Origin of the sequence: Microcoleus sp. S28C3 (assembly GCF_036700785.1) — a bacterium.
In the GTDB taxonomy this organism is placed as follows: domain Bacteria; phylum Cyanobacteriota; class Cyanobacteriia; order Cyanobacteriales; family Microcoleaceae; genus Microcoleus; species Microcoleus asticus.
The window spans coordinates 55,358-71,877 of sequence record NZ_JAUBPO010000023.1 but is presented as its reverse complement, the minus strand read 5'-3'; the positions used below and the strand labels follow the sequence as shown (position 1 = coordinate 71,877).

Here is a 16,520-nt window from a genome sequence, read left to right as displayed (position 1 = left end):
TGAATATTTGCCAAAATGGAATTACCGTGCTGTTCCGACAATTGAGTAGATAGTGAAGTTATTAAATTTTCATTCCTAAATATATTCTTCACTTGTCCCCTATTGACAGATCATAAAAAATTGTCCGCTCTCAAGAAAGCCCCGTGAATGACGTACCAAAAGCCCAAGCAATGACTGATGCAGAAGTGGAAGCACTGTTAGATAGCACCGGGGGTTTACTGAAGCTAGAAAATATGGAACACGCCGATGATATCATGTTGGAATTGGCGGGAATTTGCGATCGCGATCAAGTCACACTCGGCGGCGTCGTCCATACCCGCTATTCAAAAAAACCCTGAGTACCAACGTCCCAATTACCGATCGCACATTCATTCGATGGCAAAATTTCAACCCACACCTTTACATTAGGCGACGCAACCAGCATGAAAGCCAACGTTTGCGGCCCAGCTAAAGGGGTCATTCGATTTGAGATTTGAGATTTACTCCACAGGTGGATCTGGGAGCTTTAACTTGCGTCTAAAATTTTTATCTCTCCACGACATCGGGGGATTGTATCCGTTTTTGGGCGGGTCACAAATGACAAAGCAATCGATTAATTAGATTGTTTGAAATGCCATCAACCTGTGGAGCATAAACCTTCCTTACCCACACAAAATATCTTTGAATATCTGCATATAACAACCCGATTTAGGATTGGCAAACATCAATATTTATCTCTTTTCTCTTTCTCTGCGCCCTCTGCGGTTCCTTGAAAAAAATCTACTTTACATCAAGTAATAGGATGGCTATAGGCGATCGCACCCAACCCTACAAATCAAAACTCTCTTCACCAATACTTCCCAGTTCCCCGCTACCCAGAAACTCTTCCTCCTCTACTTCCTCACTCCCCGACTCGAAACTTTCCACCACAAACGGCAAACCAGCAGCCATCAAACCCCGTTGAATCAGTTCCGGCGTTTCCTCAAACAAAACAAATAGCGGATGAACAGCCTCAGCTTCATCGCTGTAAATATGTCTGTAGCGGTGCGGCATCACCCATTCGTAACCTTTATCCAGCCACACCTGAGACTGCCGCCAGCGGCCGAGCAACTCAGAAAACTCTTCGCCCGGACGATGAATGAAAATTAAAATTTCCACTCCAATTTTAACTTTCCATTCAGGATCGCACATCAAAATCGCCAAATCGCACGGCAAACAAACTGCCTGTCCGGGCGATATGCTAGTCCCGCCTCTTCCCGCATACGAAACTCCGTCCCGCAAGCGCGCAATTGGCAAAGGAATGGTAATTAAACTATCATGGGCGCGGCGGATACTCGGAATCATTTCCATGTAAACCCGATATTTTTTCAGCAGGGCGATCGCGGCGGAAGATTCGCTGTACTCTGCTAGTAAAGCCTCGTAATGTGATTGTTTAACAGACATTTTCAAACAAAATAATAAGTAATTACTAATTGCTGCTAATTCCTCAGCGATCGCTTGTCGTTACCAGGAAGATCCTGGTAATTAAGATTGGGGGGTTCAGCCTCCCAATTATTTTCTCCTTTTAATGGATGCTGTACCTTCTCCAAAGGCATTCCCAGGCTCTGCCTGGGAACGATTGGAATAGTCATTGGTCATGCGTTAATTGCTATTAACTAATAACTAATAACTAATTAGCCCTTTTTTACAGCTTCTGGAACACGGCGAACATCGGCAGATACATCGACAGCAAAATCGAACCTACGATACCACCGACGACCACAATCATCAGAGGTTCTAGCATACTGGTAAGTCCTTTTACTGCTTCTTCCACTTCCGTTTCGTAGAAAGCGCCAACTTTCATTAGCATCTTGTCAAGTTCCCCAGTTTCCTCGCCAATTGCCATCATTTGAATAGCCAAAGACGGAAAAACAGCTTGTTCTTGCAAAGCAATACTGATCATGCCACCGCTTTGAATTTCCTGTCTCGCATATTCGATCGCATTAGAGATCGCCTGATTCCCAGCCACATCTCGCACAATTTCCAAAGAATTGAGAATCGGCACGCCCGATCGCGTCAGCGACCCAAAGATCACGCAAAACCGAGCCACCGCCGATTTTTCGATCAAATCTCCAAAAATCGGCAACTTCATCGCAATCCTATCAATTTGTAGGTGGCCTATTGGAGTTTTGTAGTACATATCGAAGGCAATTTTTAGCGCTATAATCACCCCAATAACTGTCACCTGTTGAATGGGAGGCCAAGCCGTACAAAATGCACTAATTCCCAACATTATCAGCGTAAAAGTCGGCAAATCTGCACCAATATCCTTAAATATCTTAGCGAAAGTTGGTAGCAAGAATATGGTCATTGCGAAAAAAATCACGATCGCAATAAAGAACACTGTCTTCGGATAAGACATCGCCGAATTAATTTCAGCCTCCGTCTTGTGATTTTTTTCCATCATCACAGCCAGACGGTCTAGGGTTTCATCTAGCACCCCCCCGACTTCTCCCGCCGCCACCATACTGATAAACAGTTGGTCAAAAACATCAGGAAACTTAGCCATCGCCTCTGCCAAGTTTATCCCCTCCTGCACGTCAGCATTCATGCTCCTGAGCGCTCGCTTCAACTTAGCATTAGAACACTGCTCGTGCAGCACGGAAAGGCATCGAACGATCGCCACCCCTGCATTAAACATAGCCGCAAACTGACGAGCAAAAATAGCCATATCCTTAACAGTAAGACTGGTAAGGTTATACTCGATTTGCTCCTGAATCTTACTCAAATCAAAGCCACCTTTCGGTTTTTCGCGGATAACGTTGGTAGCCACAGCTCACCTCTGAAAATTTATTAAAAGTTATGACTCATCAGTCATCAGCCATTAATTCAGCCTGCTGACTCCTGACTAATGACTGCAGACTGAATTAATGAGCTTTTACCGGGGCGCCACCAACAGGTGCCGGGCCGATCAAGCGTTCGAGTTCGTCAGCCTTAGAAGCCTTGGCCATTGCGGATTCCCAAGTGACTTTACCGCTCTTGTAAAGTTCAGCGAGGGCCATTTCCATCGTCCTCATACCCAATTTTGCCCCCATTTGGATTTGAGAGTAAATCATTGGAGTTTTGCCCTCCCGGATCAAGTTAGCCATAGCTGGAGTGTTCACCATGATTTCCATAGCGCAGCAGCGGCCGCCCCCAACTTTTATTACCAAATTTTGGCTGCAAATTCCCACCAAAGAGTTAGACACTTGAGCGCGAACCTGGGGTTGTTGAATGGGCGGGAACACGTCCAAAATCCGATCGATCGTTGCAGCGGCCGAATTAGTGTGCAGCGTTCCCATCACCATGTGACCCGTTTCTGCTGCCGAAATTGCCAGACCTATCGTTTCCAAGTCCCGCATTTCCCCCACCAGAATTACATCAGGATCTTCGCGCAACGCAGCTTTCAGCGCATTAGCAAAGCTCTTAGTATCTTCGCCCTTTTGGCGCTGGTGAAACAAACTCTTGATATTAGGAAACACATATTCGATCGGATCTTCAACTGTTAGAATGTGTTCTGCCCGCGTCCGGTTGACCAGATCCAACAAAGCCGCCATCGTAGTAGTTTTCCCGGAACCCGTTTGTCCCGTCACCAACAGCATACCCCTAGGTCTTTCCGTCAGATCCCGCAAAATCTGCGGCACGCCTAAAGCATCGGCGTTAGGAATCTTAGAAGCCAGAGCCCGCATACAAGCAGCCCAAGCACCCCGCTCCCGGTAGACATTGACGCGAAACCGAGCCAATCCCCGAACGCCGTAAGCGCAGTCGAGTTCCCACTCCATTTCCAACTGCTTGCGCTGCATATTGTTGAGCATTTGGAAAATCAGGATCTGCACTTCCTCAGCAGACAGAATGTCGCCGTATTGCGTCTGAGGAGTTAGTTTACCGCTGACTCGGAAGAATATAGGCGCGCCCGCTTGGATGTGTATGTCCGAACCCCCTTGCTCTACCAGGGACTCCAGTACGTCTTCAATCATCAGACCCATAGATACCTCTCCTCGATCGAGTTGATAGTTATTGACCAATCTAGCTCAGTTAACAGTCAACAGTTAATAGTCAACATTTAACAGTCAACAGTTAACTGCTGAATCAATCCAAAAAGCGTGGCGTCAAGCAGTACGGACAATCCAACATCTCTGGCTTCAATTCCGCCCGACAAGTTTTGCAGGTAAGCCCCTGCTTGCGTTTTGCTTTCATTTCCGCCTCCAGGCCAGAGTCAGTAAACGTCACCCGCTCGACTTCTTCAAAAGTAGTCGCGCCTTCCCGCACCAACTGCAAGCTGTAAGCCAACAACGTTTTCATCCCTTCTTCTACTGCTGCTTCCTTAATTTGCTCTGTGGGAGCTCCTTGAGTGATCAGAGTTTGAAGCCGCTCAGTATTTTTCAGGAACTCGTAAACCCCTACCCGTCCTTTGTAGCCTAGGCCGCCGCACTTCCGACAAAGTTCCTCGCGTTCTGCGAGTTCCTTCCTTTGCTCCACCGGTACGGTGTTGGCTTTGTAAACAGTCAGATCAATTTCTTGAGAAGCCGACAGACCGTACTTGCCGAGTTCTGCAGCAGTAGGCTGGTAAGGAGTGCAGCATTTGTCGCAAACGCGCCGCATCAGACGCTGAGCCAACACGCCCAACAGAGCTGCCGAAACCATGAACGGTTCTACGCCCATTTCCGCCAAACGCGCGACCGCCCCAGCCGCGTCGTTCGTGTGCAGCGTCGTCAGCACCAAGTGTCCCGTCAAAGCAGCTTCCAGAGCCGTTTTTGCCGTTTCCTTGTCCCGCGTTTCCCCCACCAGCATCACGTCAGGGTCTTGCCGCAAAAACGCCCGCAGAATGTTGGAAAAAGTCAAGTCTTTTTCCCGAATTACTTGACATTGGGTAATTCCTGGCAAAGCATATTCGATCGGGTCTTCCGCCGTACTGATATTAACCCCCGGATCGTTGCGTTCCGCCAGAATCGAGTACAGAGTAGTTGACTTGCCCGAACCCGTCGGCCCTGTCACCAAAATCAGTCCGAACGGACGGCTAGCACTCTCTCGCACTAAAGCGAGAGTTTCTTCGTCGGAGATTAACAAACCCAAACCCAACTGAGTGCTGGAACTGTCCAAAATCCGCAGCACGATTTTTTCGCCGTACCGGGAAGGCAAGCTGTTCACCCGGAAATCCACCGTGCGTCCCTCAAATACCCGGCGGATGCGGCCGTCTTGAGCTTGTCGGCGTTCGGCAATGTCCAGGTTCGCAATAATCTTGAAACGAGCCGTAATCGATGCGACTACCTGCTTGGGAAACCGGAAATATTCTTGCAGCACCCCGTCTTTCCGCATCCGAATCCGCATGAACTCTTCTTGAGGTTCTACGTGGATGTCAGACACCTTTTCCGACAAAGCTTTAGCCAAAATGATATTGACGGCCTTAATTACCGGAGCCGCCTCAGCATCGTCCAAGGTGTTAGCTAGGTCTTCTTGGTCGGCACTCTCCTCTTCGAGGGAGAGCTCGCCAAAATCTCCCTCCCCTAAATCCATCTTTCTCTGCTTTTCGGCTGCTGCTATTTTGGCTGCTACCTTAACTTGGTCGTCTTGATAGGCCGAAGTTATGTCCTGATAGTCGTCAGGCGTAATCACCCGTCGCTGCAAAGCCAAGCCGTGAGGCTGTAAAATCCGCCGCAAATCTTCTATGGCGTTGAGGTTGTCGGGATCTACCATTGCCACTAAAACCGCCGCAGGCTCAGTTTCAGTCTTCGCTACGGGTAAAAACCGACCTTGGTGACAAATGTCGAGCGAAATCTTCAACCCGTCGAGCATAACTCCGAGTTGCTCGTTAGACATTTCGCTCATCTCCGGGTCAAATGCTTCAACCCCGTAGACAATCTTCCGTTCAAACATCTGCTGCTTCTTGTAAAGCCGCAGCAATTCAGGGGGCAACGGCTGCCCGGTAAGGGCTTCTAATACATCAGTCAACCGCTTACCCGACTTCTGGCTTTCAATTTGAGCTTGCTTCAGTTGGTCGCCGTTGACGTAACCCGCCTGAATCATCTTGTTGAGAGCCGGAGTAAAATTGCTCAGAGCAACTATCGATGTGGAGCGAAACCCCTGGGATGTGTTAGTCATAAAAAACACTCAATAGGTGGGAAACTCAGTCACAAAGAGTGCTGAGAGGAAAACCAACGCGGGGTTTTAACCCCCGTATTCTTTGTTTATGGATCAGCTATCATGTTTTTGCTCAATCCCTATCTCTCAAGTGTAAGCTCGCAGTCCCCTCTAAGCTTCGTCCACAAATTGACGAGACGTTGGAGGGATTTGCCAGTGCTTGCAATCAGATCTTGTTCGTTAAGTGCTAAGTTGCTTACTTACCTGATTAACTTGCGGGATACTCTCGTTATAGCGTCCGGGCACATCACTTGGGGGTTACCTGTACAGGGAGAAAAAAGCGTGGTGGGGTGTGTCGCCTTCGTACGTTCATTCTATTTTCCCAAATTGTTTGCTCAAATCACAGCGCCCGTGGCGGCGCGGTTAGCTGTAATAAATTAAAGATGAGCTATGTTGTGTGATGATGATGATAGCTTTTACGAAAGTCTCGATCGGTCTTTTGAAATATATTTTGATGAATTATCTGCGATCGGGCAGTGCCCGATCGCCTACATGAGTCTCCAGCACAGATTTTGAGGATCTCTAGTTTTTTGTCAGCCAATATTACTGTGATTCTACCCGGATGTCCGAATCTTTGTCACCCCGCCCGAAAATGGATACAAGTTTCCGACAGGAGTCGCCAGCCCCCAAAATTTTCGACTCTTGTTCAAGCTCCCAGATTCATCTGTGGGGTAAATCTCAAATCATTCGGCTCCGCGATCGCGGGGAAGTCTCAAATCTCACCTCGGCTGACGTAAGATTGACGGTTCACAAATCTTGGAAATAGGCAAATTAGATATCAATCGCATCTACAGATGATCGCCTCCGCGAAACCAGCTAATTTCTCTCCTTTGGCTGGTAACAATTCGAGACTTCAAGGGACTTCGGGGGTATCGAATCCGAAAAACAATAGCCCCAATTCGTATCAAGATTAACAACCTAGTATCTGAGTTACACAAGGAGACAGCTAGCTACTTATCACTAAATACAAATTCCTCTTTCTCCCGACTTGGGAAACTGAGCAAATGGTAAAAAATGCAAGCGTCAGCTTGCGAATCAAACAGCCCAACCGATGATAACTTTGGATAACTTTAAGTCACTCTCGTTGTTTTAAGCAAACGTTGAAAAATTAAACCTCCTAATTCGGAAATATTTTAGTAGAAAATAGCCGAATATTTTTAATAAAACCTGTTATAAATGCGATAATCGCGTTAATCGAAAATTAGGAAGCAACAAACGTTTAATTGCGCCCAACAGCGGTCATACTATAGATAAATATCTAAACTGCTCTTTGAATATTTTATTGAAAGCTTTGAGATCTGCCTCCACAGCAAGCGAGATTTCCTCATTTCAGATTGTGCCATACACAGTAAATTCGATAACTGTAGATTTACCGGGTTAAACGTATCTGCTAGAATTGATAGGGTTCTGTCGCGCAGCTTTTATGATTGACGAGGAAAAACAGCAAGATCGAGATCCTAACTCAACTGGGGAAACCCCAGAGGGTTCGCCAATGGCAAGCGAAAATCCGCCGGCACCAGCAAACTCGAACGGATCAGCAGATTGGGAGCTCGAACTTGCTCGAGCTTATCAAAGTGCTCAGGCCGATCGCCCGCCAGCAAACGCACCTGGGCCTACCGTCACCGGCAGTTCCACAAACAGCCCGACTGCAGACGCGGCGGAGTCATTGAAGAAGGAACTGGCCCAGGCAACAGATGAAAAAGAGGCTTTAAAAACTCAGTTGCAAGCGGCATCCGCTCAACTAGAAGAGCTGAAAAATCAAAATCTCCGGCTAGCAGCAGATTTTGAGAACTTCCGCAGGCGCACCCAAAAGGAAAAAGAAGAGCTAGATTTACAGGCAAGGTGTCTCACGATCAAACCCCTGTTGCCGGTAATAGACAATTTCGAGCGCGCTCGATCGCACATCAAGCCGCAAACCGATGGCGAAATGAACATTCACAAAAGCTACCAAAGCGTTTACAAGCAAATGGTAGATAGCCTCAAGCAAATTGGGGTTTCTCCGATGCGCCCCGAAGGCGAACAGTTTGACCCCAACCTCCACGAAGCTCTACTCAGCGAGCCAAGTGACGAACACGAGGAAGGAACAATTATCCAAGAACTAGAACGCGGTTACATTCTGGGCGATCGCGTCTTGCGGCACGCCAAAGTGAAAGTTGCAGCGGCTGGGCTATCTGTGGTAGCCTCAGATGAAAATCCCGATAGTTCGGAAAGTTAATCGGGATACAAGCTACTGCATTCCTCAAAGTCACTAACCCCCGAATTCTATTCGGGGGTCCCAAGGCGGCAGATTAACCAAATTCTTAATTGATGACTAAAAGCAGGTCAGCGCTTTCTCAAAAAATTCGGAAAAACGTTTTTACCCGTCTTTGATATTGCCTTAGGACATCTAGTTTATTTCCTACAAATCTGGTCTGGTAATGCTTGTTTGAACAAGCTGAGTCGTTTTTCCTCCCCCAACTGGTAGTTGGAGGTTTCCAAACATCCCACAAAGTTTTATGAGGCGCTATGGGAAAAATTATTGGAATTGACTTAGGCACGACTAACAGTTGTGTAGCTGTGTTAGAGGGCGGTAAACCTGTCGTGATCGCCAATTCCGAGGGCGGCCGCACAACTCCGAGTATAGTAGGATTTGGCAAGGCGGGCGATCGCTTAGTAGGTCAATTGGCCAAGCGGCAAGCTGTAACTAATGCTGTAAATACTGTCTACAGCATCAAACGATTTATCGGTCGGCGGTGGGACGACACGGAAGAAGAACGATCCCGGACTCCCTATACCTGCATAAAAGGGAAAGACGACACGGTTAACGTCCAAATTCGGAACAAGGTTCACACTCCCCAGGAAATCTCGGCAATGGTACTCCAAAAGCTAAAGCAAGATGCTGAAGCTTATTTGGGACAAACTGTTACCCAAGCCGTAATTACAGTGCCAGCTTACTTCACAGACGCCCAGCGGCAAGCGACTAAAGACGCCGGTACGATCGCGGGTCTAGAAGTCTTGCGGATAGTCAACGAACCGACGGCGGCCGCCCTTTCCTACGGGCTGGACAAGCAAAATATAGAACAGAAAATCTTGGTCTTTGACCTGGGCGGCGGTACTTTCGACGTTTCGATCCTGCAACTGGGAGACGGAATTTTTGAAGTCAACGCTACCTCAGGTAACAACCATCTCGGAGGAGATGACTTTGACGACTGCATAGTCCAGTGGCTGGTAGAAGCTTTCCGGACTCAAGAAGGCAGTGACCTCTCACAAGACAAAATGGCCTTGCAGCGCCTCAGAGAAGCTGCGGAAAAAGCGAAAATCGAACTCTCCAACCGGGAATCCACCTCAATCAATTTGCCCTTCATCTCCTCTGACGACAAAGGGCCGAAGCATTTGGAAATGGAACTCTCCAAAGCTCAGTTTGAAAAACTGGTGGCTCATTTGGTGCAAGCGACGATCGATCCGGTGACTCAAGCGCTCAAAGACGCAAGTTTGACCCCGAAAGATATAGACAGAATTATTTTAGTGGGAGGCTCAACCCGGATTCCGGCAGTTCAAAAGGCAATTAGCAAGTATTTTGGAGGCGTTGCTCCTGATAAATCGGTCAATCCCGACGAAGCTGTAGCGGTAGGCGCGGCAATTCAAGCCGGGGTGTTGGGCGGTGAGGTAAAAGATTTGCTGCTGCTTGACGTGACGCCGCTCTCTCTGGGACTAGAAACGTTGGGCGGGGTGTTCACCAAAGTAATCGATCGCAATACAACTATTCCCACGAGCCGATCGCAAATGTACAGCACGGCGGCAGACGGGCAAACCTCGGTAGAAATACACGTGCTCCAAGGCGAGCGGGCATTGGTTAAAGACAATAAAAGTCTCGGCAAGTTCCTGCTCAAAGGCATTCCCCCAGCCCCCCGCGGCGTACCTCAAATTGAAGTTACCTTTGAAATCGATGCCAACGGCATTCTCAAAGTTGCCGCTGAAGACAAGGGAACCGGAAAAGAACAAAGCATCCAAATTTCCAATACAGGGGGATTGAGCGAAACCGAAGTCGAGCGGATGCGACAAGAAGCCGAACTTTACGCCGACGAGGACATCAAGCGCGCTCTACTCGTCGAACTCAAAAATCAAGCTGACTCCCTCGTCTATAATTGTGGTGTAACTTTAAAAACCAACGCGCAACTGCTGAGCGACGACCTCAAGGCCGAAGCGGAAACAGCCGCAGCAGCCTTGCGGGCAGCGATGACTAACCCCGATATCACAGTCGAGGAACTCACGCCCGCAATCGAATCTTTCAAGCAACTGCTATACTCGCTCGGGACAGCAGTCTACGACCAAGCCCGCAGCGGGGTAGTCCCGTCAGGGGCTGTTGTTGAAAGCGAGATGATGTCAGAAGTAAAATCAGAACCACAAGAGGTTAAAGCGGACGACGACAGCATTTTGCTGACAGAAGAGCTGCTGGTGGCGCCCCAAGCGCAGCCGGAACCAAAGCCGGAACCAAAGCCGAAACCAAAGCCAGAACCAAAGCCGGAACCAAAGTCGGAATCAAAGCTGGAACCAAAGCCGGAACGACAGTCAAAACGACAGCCAAATCCACAGTCAAATCCACAGTCAAAACAAAAACCGAAGGTTCCCGAACCGGAAGTTGATGATATGAATCCTTTCCTTTAAAACTGAAAAACTAAAAATTAAAAGTTAAAAATTCTCATTGTTAATTTTTAATTTTTAATCTGTAATTTCAGGAAAGGTTGCCCGTTTCTTTTTCGTACACTTTTTGTTATTTACCTCCAGGCAAGCAGCTCTATGGCCGGTGATTACTATGAAATATTAGGCGTTTCTCGTAGCGCAGACAAAGAAGAAATTAAGCGTGCTTACCGCCGTCTAGCTCGCAAGTACCATCCAGATGTCAACAAAACAGACGGTGCTGAGGAACGGTTTAAAGAAATTAACCGCGCCTACGAGGTACTCTCAGAGCCGGAAACCCGCGCCCGTTTCGACCGGTTCGGCGAAGCAGGCGTCAGCGGTGCAGGCGCTCCGGGTTTCCAAGACTTCGGCGACAGCTTCGCCGATATTTTTGAAAGCTTCTTTCAGGGTTTTCAGGGAGGCGTGGGCGGCCAACAACAGCAAGGTCGCAGGCGCAGCGGGCCGGTGCGCGGAGACGATTTGCGTCTCGATTTGCGGCTGGATTTTCGGGAAGCAGTGTTTGGCGGGGAAAAAGAACTCCGCATCAAGCACCTAGAAACCTGCGAAACTTGCACGGGTACCGGGGCAAAACCGGGCACGAGACCCCAAACTTGCTCGACTTGTACCGGCAGCGGTCAAGTCCGACGCGCTACTCGCACTCCTTTCGGCAGCTTTACTCAAGTTTCAGTTTGCCCCAGTTGCAACGGCACCGGGCAAGTGATTGAGGACAAGTGCGAAACTTGCGGCGGCCGAGGCCAGAAAGAAGTGATGAAAAAGCTGAAAATCACAATTCCGGCTGGGGTTGACAACGGTACTCGCTTGCGCGTTTCCAATGAAGGGGATGCGGGCAAACTGGGTGGTCCGCCCGGGGATCTTTACGTGTTCTTGGCTGTGAATGAAGACCCGCAATTTAAGCGGGACGGCATTAACGTTAACTCGGAAGTTAAGATTAGTTACCTGCAAGCAATTTTGGGGTGCCGGTTGGAAGTGGAAACCGTAGACGGGCCGACGGAATTGTTGATTCCTACCGGAACTCAGGCGAATACTGTTCTGACTCTGGAGAAAAAAGGGGTACCTCGGTTGGGAAATCCAGTCAGTCGCGGCGATCATTTGATTACCGTGTCTATTGACATTCCTACTAAGGTGACTGCTGAGGAACGGGAATTGCTGATGCAGCTTGCTAAGCTGAAGGGCGATCGTACCGGTAAAGGCGGTTTGGAAGGATTTCTGGGAAATTTGTTTCAGAAATAAGGGAAAAGTGAGCGCAATTGCGCTCACTTATTCCAGAAAAAATAATAATTTGTGTCGAATGGGACGCAAAATTTCGATAAAAAATAACAATCTGTGTGAATTGGACACAAAATTTTAGATTTTCCAGTTTCCAGGCAACTTGTTTAAAAAACTAAGGCTTTCAGGATTTGAGATTGCAAAAAGCATTATGAATTCAACATCCAAAATTGAAAATCCTAAATCCCCAGATGCCAAAATCGATCTGCGGGGCACTCCGTGTCCTCTCAATTTTGTCCGCACTAAGCTCCGCTTGGAGCAAATGGCACCGGGTGCTGTTTTGGAGGTGTGGCTGGACGCTGGGGAGCCGATCGAACAAGTACCCGACAGTCTGAAAATGGAAGGCTACCAGATTCTCGAAACGCAATTTATCGCGGAGGAGCCGGATTCCGGTTTTTTTGCTATGAAAGTGCAGCGCCCAGAACACCAGGAAGCAGGATGAGCCTGAATTCGCCCTCGATCGTGGGTACTGTAATTGCTGTTCAGGCTAACTTCTACCAAGTGAGGTTAGATATCCCAGTCTCCATTGACGGGAAAAATGCTCCCCTCGCTGATTCTCCGATTCTCCTGTGCACTCGCCGCACTCGACTGAAAAAAATTGGCCAACAGGTGATGGTGGGCGATCGCGTGGTGGTAGACGAACCCGACTGGATTGACCGCCGGGGTGCAATTTCTGAAGTCTTCCCGCGCCAAACAGAACTCAACCGCCCGCCTGTAGCTAATGCCGATCGCATTCTCCTCGTTTTTGCCCTCGCCGAACCCGACTTAGACCCCGCATCATTAACTCGGTTTTTAGTCAAGGCCGAATCTACCGGTTTAGAAGTGAGTTTGTGCCTGAACAAATGCGATTTGGTCACGCCCGATGAGTTGGAACAGTGGCGCGATCGGCTTTCAGGCTGGGGCTACGAACCAATGTTTATTAGCGTCCGCAGCGGCGAAGGAGTTCAGGAAGCCCCCGCTAACGGTCAAAATGAAGTTTATGCCTCGGAACCAGTTTTTCATAACTTAGTGGACAAAATAGAGCCATCTATGCTGAGTTCTGAGGATAACCCCCAGATTCCAAATTCGGTCAAGCCGTTACATCCGTTAAAGCCCGTACATAGCCCGTTGCCGAACTTCCTTCTGGGCCACTTGCAAGGGAAAATAACCGTAATTTGTGGCCCTTCAGGGGTTGGCAAGTCCAGCTTGATCAACCAACTGATCCCCGCCCTGAATCTGCGAGTGAACGCTGTTTCCGGCAAACTCGGCCGCGGGCGCCACACGACTCGCCACGTCGAACTATTTGAACTCCCCGGCGGCGGACTGTTGGCCGATACTCCGGGCTTTAATCAGCCGGCTCTCGAATGCGATCCATCAGAGTTAGCTCAATATTTCCCAGAAGCGCGCCAGAGGCTGGCTTTGGGTAGCTGCCAGTTTAGCGACTGTTCGCACCGAGACGAGCCTAACTGTGTGGTGCGGGGCGGTTGGGAGCGCTACAATTATTACTTGAATTTTCTGGAAGAGGCGATCGTCCGCCAGCAACAAGAGCAAAACTCTAGTAGTGCCGAGGCGAGTTTGAAACAGCAAACCAAGTCGGATGGTACGCAGCAATACGAACCGAAGCTGCAAACTAAAAAATATCGCCGCTCTTCCCGTCGCCTTCAACACCAGTCGCTGCAAGATATGTGTCAAGATTTAGACGAGTTGTGAGGAATTAGTCGATCGCGATCGGTCGATCGGCCCCGGAGCACAGTACATTAATAGCTAAAATTAAATGGCCTTAAATTTGTTAAAAAAAGTTCAACAGAAGCCAAGCGCAGCCGGTTATGCAGGAGTAAAAATACTGTGAATATTCAAGAACTGTTTCAAAAAGGCGGCCCCGCCATGTGGCCCCTGTTGGTGTTATCGATTCTATCTTTGAGTACGATTATCGAGCGCTTGTGGTTTTGGGCGAGCCTCCTGAGCAAAGAAAAGCAGATTGTTAACCGCATTCTTGATGCGGCTCGCAGCGATTGGGGGGCGGCTAACGAGATTGCCAGACAAGCTAACCGACAGCCGATCGGGCGATTTCTTTCTGCACCCCTGCGGCTCTACAATCCCGAACCAGATTTATTTCGACTCGCACTCGAAGCTGCCGCCGATGAAGAGTTGGCTTCGATGCGCCGCGGTGACAAAATCTTAGAAGCTACGATCGCTCTAGCCCCTTTGCTGGGCTTGCTGGGAACAGTTTTGGGCTTGATTAACTCGCTCAGTTCTATTCGTCTGGGCGACATCGGCACGTCGGCAACAACTGGCGTAACTTTGGGGATTAGCGAGGCGCTGATCACGACTGCTAGTGGGATGGTAGTAGCAATTTTTACCTTGGCGTTTTATCGGATATTTCAAGCTTTTTTGTTCAACCAGGCAAAAATATTTCGCAAAGCTGGAAATGAACTGGAATTGCTTTACAGGCAATACTGGCCTGCAGCTAATGCTAAGGGTCGATCGCCCGGTACAGAATACAGCAATTCTTCCTTTGGTTCCGATGGTTTGAACAGGCGTTCTCTCAATTCTCAAGAATCGGGAGAACGGAACCGGGAGCCGAAATTGAAAGGTTCCGATCCGGCGGAAGATTCACCTTCTAATAATTAAAACTCCTGAGAACTGATGAAGATTAATCTAGATACTCCTGCTGAAGAGGCTCGGATTGAACTGGTGCCTTTAATTGACGTGATATTTTGCATTTTGACGTTTTTTCTGCTGGCCGCTTTGCAACTGACTCGCCAGCAAGCAATTAATGTCGATTTGCCTAAGGCTAAGACTGGACAAACGCAGATGCGAGAGATGCTGATTGTCAGCATTGACGATTTTGGGCAAACTTATATCGACCAATTGCCTGTTAATTACCAACAGCTCGATCGAGTTTTAAAGAGTTTCCAAACCCAAAATCCTGCCGGGTTGATAGTGCTGTACGCTCCTCAAAATGCTAGATATGCCAAAGTTGTCGAGGTTTTAGACAAATTGAGAGAGGTAGGGGGCGATAGAGTGGCCCTAGCAACTCTTCCTAGTTCGGCTCCCTCCCCATTGCCCAATACCTCGCTTCCCAATTCTGGCATTCCTGCTGCACCTGCGATCGGCAATTCCGGTCAACCCCTGCCGTCTCCTGTGGCTCCGAGGCAGCAGCAGTTCAATCCCAATCAGTTTCAATCTCCTCTCCCCGCTCCGGGGCAGCAGCAGTTCAATCCCAATCAGTTTCAATCTCCTCTCCCCGCTCCGGGGCAGCCTAGCAACTTTGGGACAAATCAGGGCATTCCTCCTGTTTCGCCTGCACCCGCTGCTCCCAATTTCAGACCCGGAGCGGCCACTCCACCGCAGGATGGCGGCTCATCGAATTAGTTATAACGAAGAAGGGAGAACAGAGAAATTAGAAATTCTCCCCATCTTCCCCTCTGCCCCTTTTCTCATCTCCCGCTCTCCCCCTCTCCTCATCTTCCAATCTTCCCCTCTCCTCATCTCCCGCTCTCCTCATCTCCCCCTCTCCTCATCTCCCCCTCTCCCCCTCACCGAGAGAAGCTCCGTCCGATTTGGTATAAAGGGCTTCAATTCTTTTGGTTCGTACTGAGCCTTTTTTCTCTTGACAAGTAGATAGAGTTGTATATGCCTGCGGAAGGAACTTTTGCAGACATCTTGGCATCTCTATCCCTAAGTAAGCTATTTCCTGGGACAGATGGTGATTTTGTCAAACAATTGTTACCTTTTGTAATATATACTAAAGCGAGATGGGCAATCTGGTATCCCGAAACCAACGCTCTATCGCTGAAACATTTTACAAATCTGGTTAATCCAGGTGTTCACTTTTAAGTCACCTTTACTTACAGAGGAGTCAAAGTCATGAGCCAACCAGCAGAATTGTCTTTGGAACAGCAATTTAGCCTGTGTTCCTTCAAAACACAGGTAAGTGACATGAGCCGCGAACAAGCTCAGGAGTTTTTGGTCAAGCTTTACGAGCAAATGATGCTGCGGGAAACCATGTACCGCCATTTTCTGAAACATCATTGGGGCCTAGAACCAAACCCAGGCGTTGAGTAGCAAAGAGTCGCAGTCGGCGACCTCTATCTCTTACTCTCTTCCCTCAGGTGGAAAGGAGTTGGGGGTGATGGGGCGTCACTCGAAAGCAGAAGGAAGAAGGCTTTAGTTATCTACCTGAGAAGCCAGAAGCTACAAAATCAAGGGTTTCAGCAATTAACAACGTCCTTAAGCATCGGGCGTGGTTGCCTATAGAAGGTAGAAAGCATCTGCACAGACTCATCGTCCATCAGAAAACTTTGACAGTTTTTTCTTGATTCGACTCAATATGGGAAGTCGATCGCAGCAATCTATTGAGTGGCATAGAAAGAGACCGCAAAAATAATTTATCGCGGTTCGACTCAAAAATTTGATAATTTTTGAGCGTAAGTGTGAACTTTTTAACAAAATAAAATATT

The 16,520-nt window shown here is 48.5% G+C and carries 14 protein-coding genes and 1 pseudogene; 10 read left to right on the top strand and 5 right to left on the bottom strand.

What is annotated here, in order from left to right; genetic code table 11:
- Positions 1–158: 158 nt before the first annotated feature.
- A pseudogene (locus tag QUA13_RS09545) lies at positions 159–464 on the top strand (saccharopine dehydrogenase-like oxidoreductase); the annotation flags it as partial.
- 343 nt (positions 465–807) lie between these two features.
- On the opposite strand, the gene QUA13_RS09540 reads toward QUA13_RS09545, so the two are convergent.
- The 5 genes from QUA13_RS09540 to QUA13_RS09520 form a co-directional block, all read right to left on the bottom strand.
- A complete protein-coding gene (locus QUA13_RS09540; RefSeq protein WP_333198108.1) occupies positions 808–1,422 on the bottom strand; it encodes a hypothetical protein in 615 nt (204 codons plus the stop codon).
- A 35-nt stretch (positions 1,423–1,457) separates the two neighbouring features.
- Positions 1,458–1,610, bottom strand: coding sequence for a hypothetical protein (locus QUA13_RS09535; RefSeq protein ID WP_333198107.1), 153 nt, complete (start codon positions 1,608–1,610; stop codon positions 1,458–1,460).
- Positions 1,611–1,663: 53 nt separating this feature from the next.
- Complete coding sequence (locus QUA13_RS09530) at positions 1,664–2,791, bottom strand: type II secretion system F family protein (protein ID WP_333198106.1); 1,128 nt, start codon at positions 2,789–2,791, stop codon at positions 1,664–1,666.
- Positions 2,792–2,885: 94 nt separating this feature from the next.
- Positions 2,886–3,983 carry a type IV pilus twitching motility protein PilT gene (locus QUA13_RS09525; protein ID WP_333076451.1) on the bottom strand — a complete coding sequence of 366 codons (1,098 nt, stop codon included), beginning with the start codon at positions 3,981–3,983 and terminating at the stop codon, positions 2,886–2,888.
- A 103-nt stretch (positions 3,984–4,086) separates the two neighbouring features.
- Positions 4,087–6,096 (bottom strand): GspE/PulE family protein, encoded by a 2,010-nt coding sequence (locus QUA13_RS09520; RefSeq protein WP_333198105.1) that lies wholly within the window; start codon positions 6,094–6,096, stop codon positions 4,087–4,089.
- Positions 6,097–6,525: 429 nt separating this feature from the next.
- Between QUA13_RS09520 and QUA13_RS09515 the strand changes: the two genes are divergently transcribed.
- The 9 genes from QUA13_RS09515 (at position 6,526) to QUA13_RS09475 (ending at position 16,125) form a co-directional block, all read left to right on the top strand.
- Positions 6,526–6,651 (top strand): hypothetical protein, encoded by a 126-nt coding sequence (locus tag QUA13_RS09515; RefSeq protein ID WP_333198104.1) that lies wholly within the window; start codon positions 6,526–6,528, stop codon positions 6,649–6,651.
- Positions 6,652–7,558: 907 nt separating this feature from the next.
- Entirely contained in the window at positions 7,559–8,350 is a 792-nt protein-coding gene (gene grpE / locus QUA13_RS09510) for a nucleotide exchange factor GrpE (RefSeq protein ID WP_333198103.1), read from the top strand.
- A 290-nt stretch (positions 8,351–8,640) separates the two neighbouring features.
- Complete coding sequence (gene dnaK, locus QUA13_RS09505; protein WP_333198102.1) at positions 8,641–10,779, top strand: molecular chaperone DnaK; 2,139 nt, start codon at positions 8,641–8,643, stop codon at positions 10,777–10,779.
- Positions 10,780–10,911: 132 nt separating this feature from the next.
- A complete protein-coding gene (dnaJ, locus tag QUA13_RS09500; RefSeq protein ID WP_333193000.1) occupies positions 10,912–12,042 on the top strand; it encodes a molecular chaperone DnaJ in 1,131 nt (376 codons plus the stop codon).
- Between the two features lie 187 nt (positions 12,043–12,229).
- Positions 12,230–12,520 (top strand): sulfurtransferase TusA family protein, encoded by a 291-nt coding sequence (locus QUA13_RS09495; protein ID WP_333193001.1) that lies wholly within the window; start codon positions 12,230–12,232, stop codon positions 12,518–12,520.
- The gene (gene rsgA, locus QUA13_RS09490; RefSeq protein ID WP_333198101.1) at positions 12,517–13,767 is read left to right on the top strand and encodes a ribosome small subunit-dependent GTPase A; all 1,251 of its coding nucleotides are present in this window, start codon (positions 12,517–12,519) and stop codon (positions 13,765–13,767) included. Before QUA13_RS09495 ends, rsgA begins: the two co-directional genes overlap by 4 nt.
- A gap of 135 nt (positions 13,768–13,902) precedes the next feature.
- On the top strand, positions 13,903–14,688 hold the full coding sequence (locus QUA13_RS09485) for a MotA/TolQ/ExbB proton channel family protein (RefSeq protein ID WP_333198100.1): 786 nt from the start codon (positions 13,903–13,905) through the stop codon (positions 14,686–14,688).
- 15 nt (positions 14,689–14,703) lie between these two features.
- Positions 14,704–15,432, top strand: coding sequence for a biopolymer transporter ExbD (locus QUA13_RS09480; RefSeq protein WP_333198099.1), 729 nt, complete (start codon positions 14,704–14,706; stop codon positions 15,430–15,432).
- A gap of 495 nt (positions 15,433–15,927) precedes the next feature.
- Positions 15,928–16,125, top strand: a complete 198-nt coding sequence (locus tag QUA13_RS09475; protein ID WP_006635253.1) for an NblA/ycf18 family protein — start codon at positions 15,928–15,930, stop codon at positions 16,123–16,125.
- The last annotated feature ends 395 nt before the right edge of the window (positions 16,126–16,520 follow it).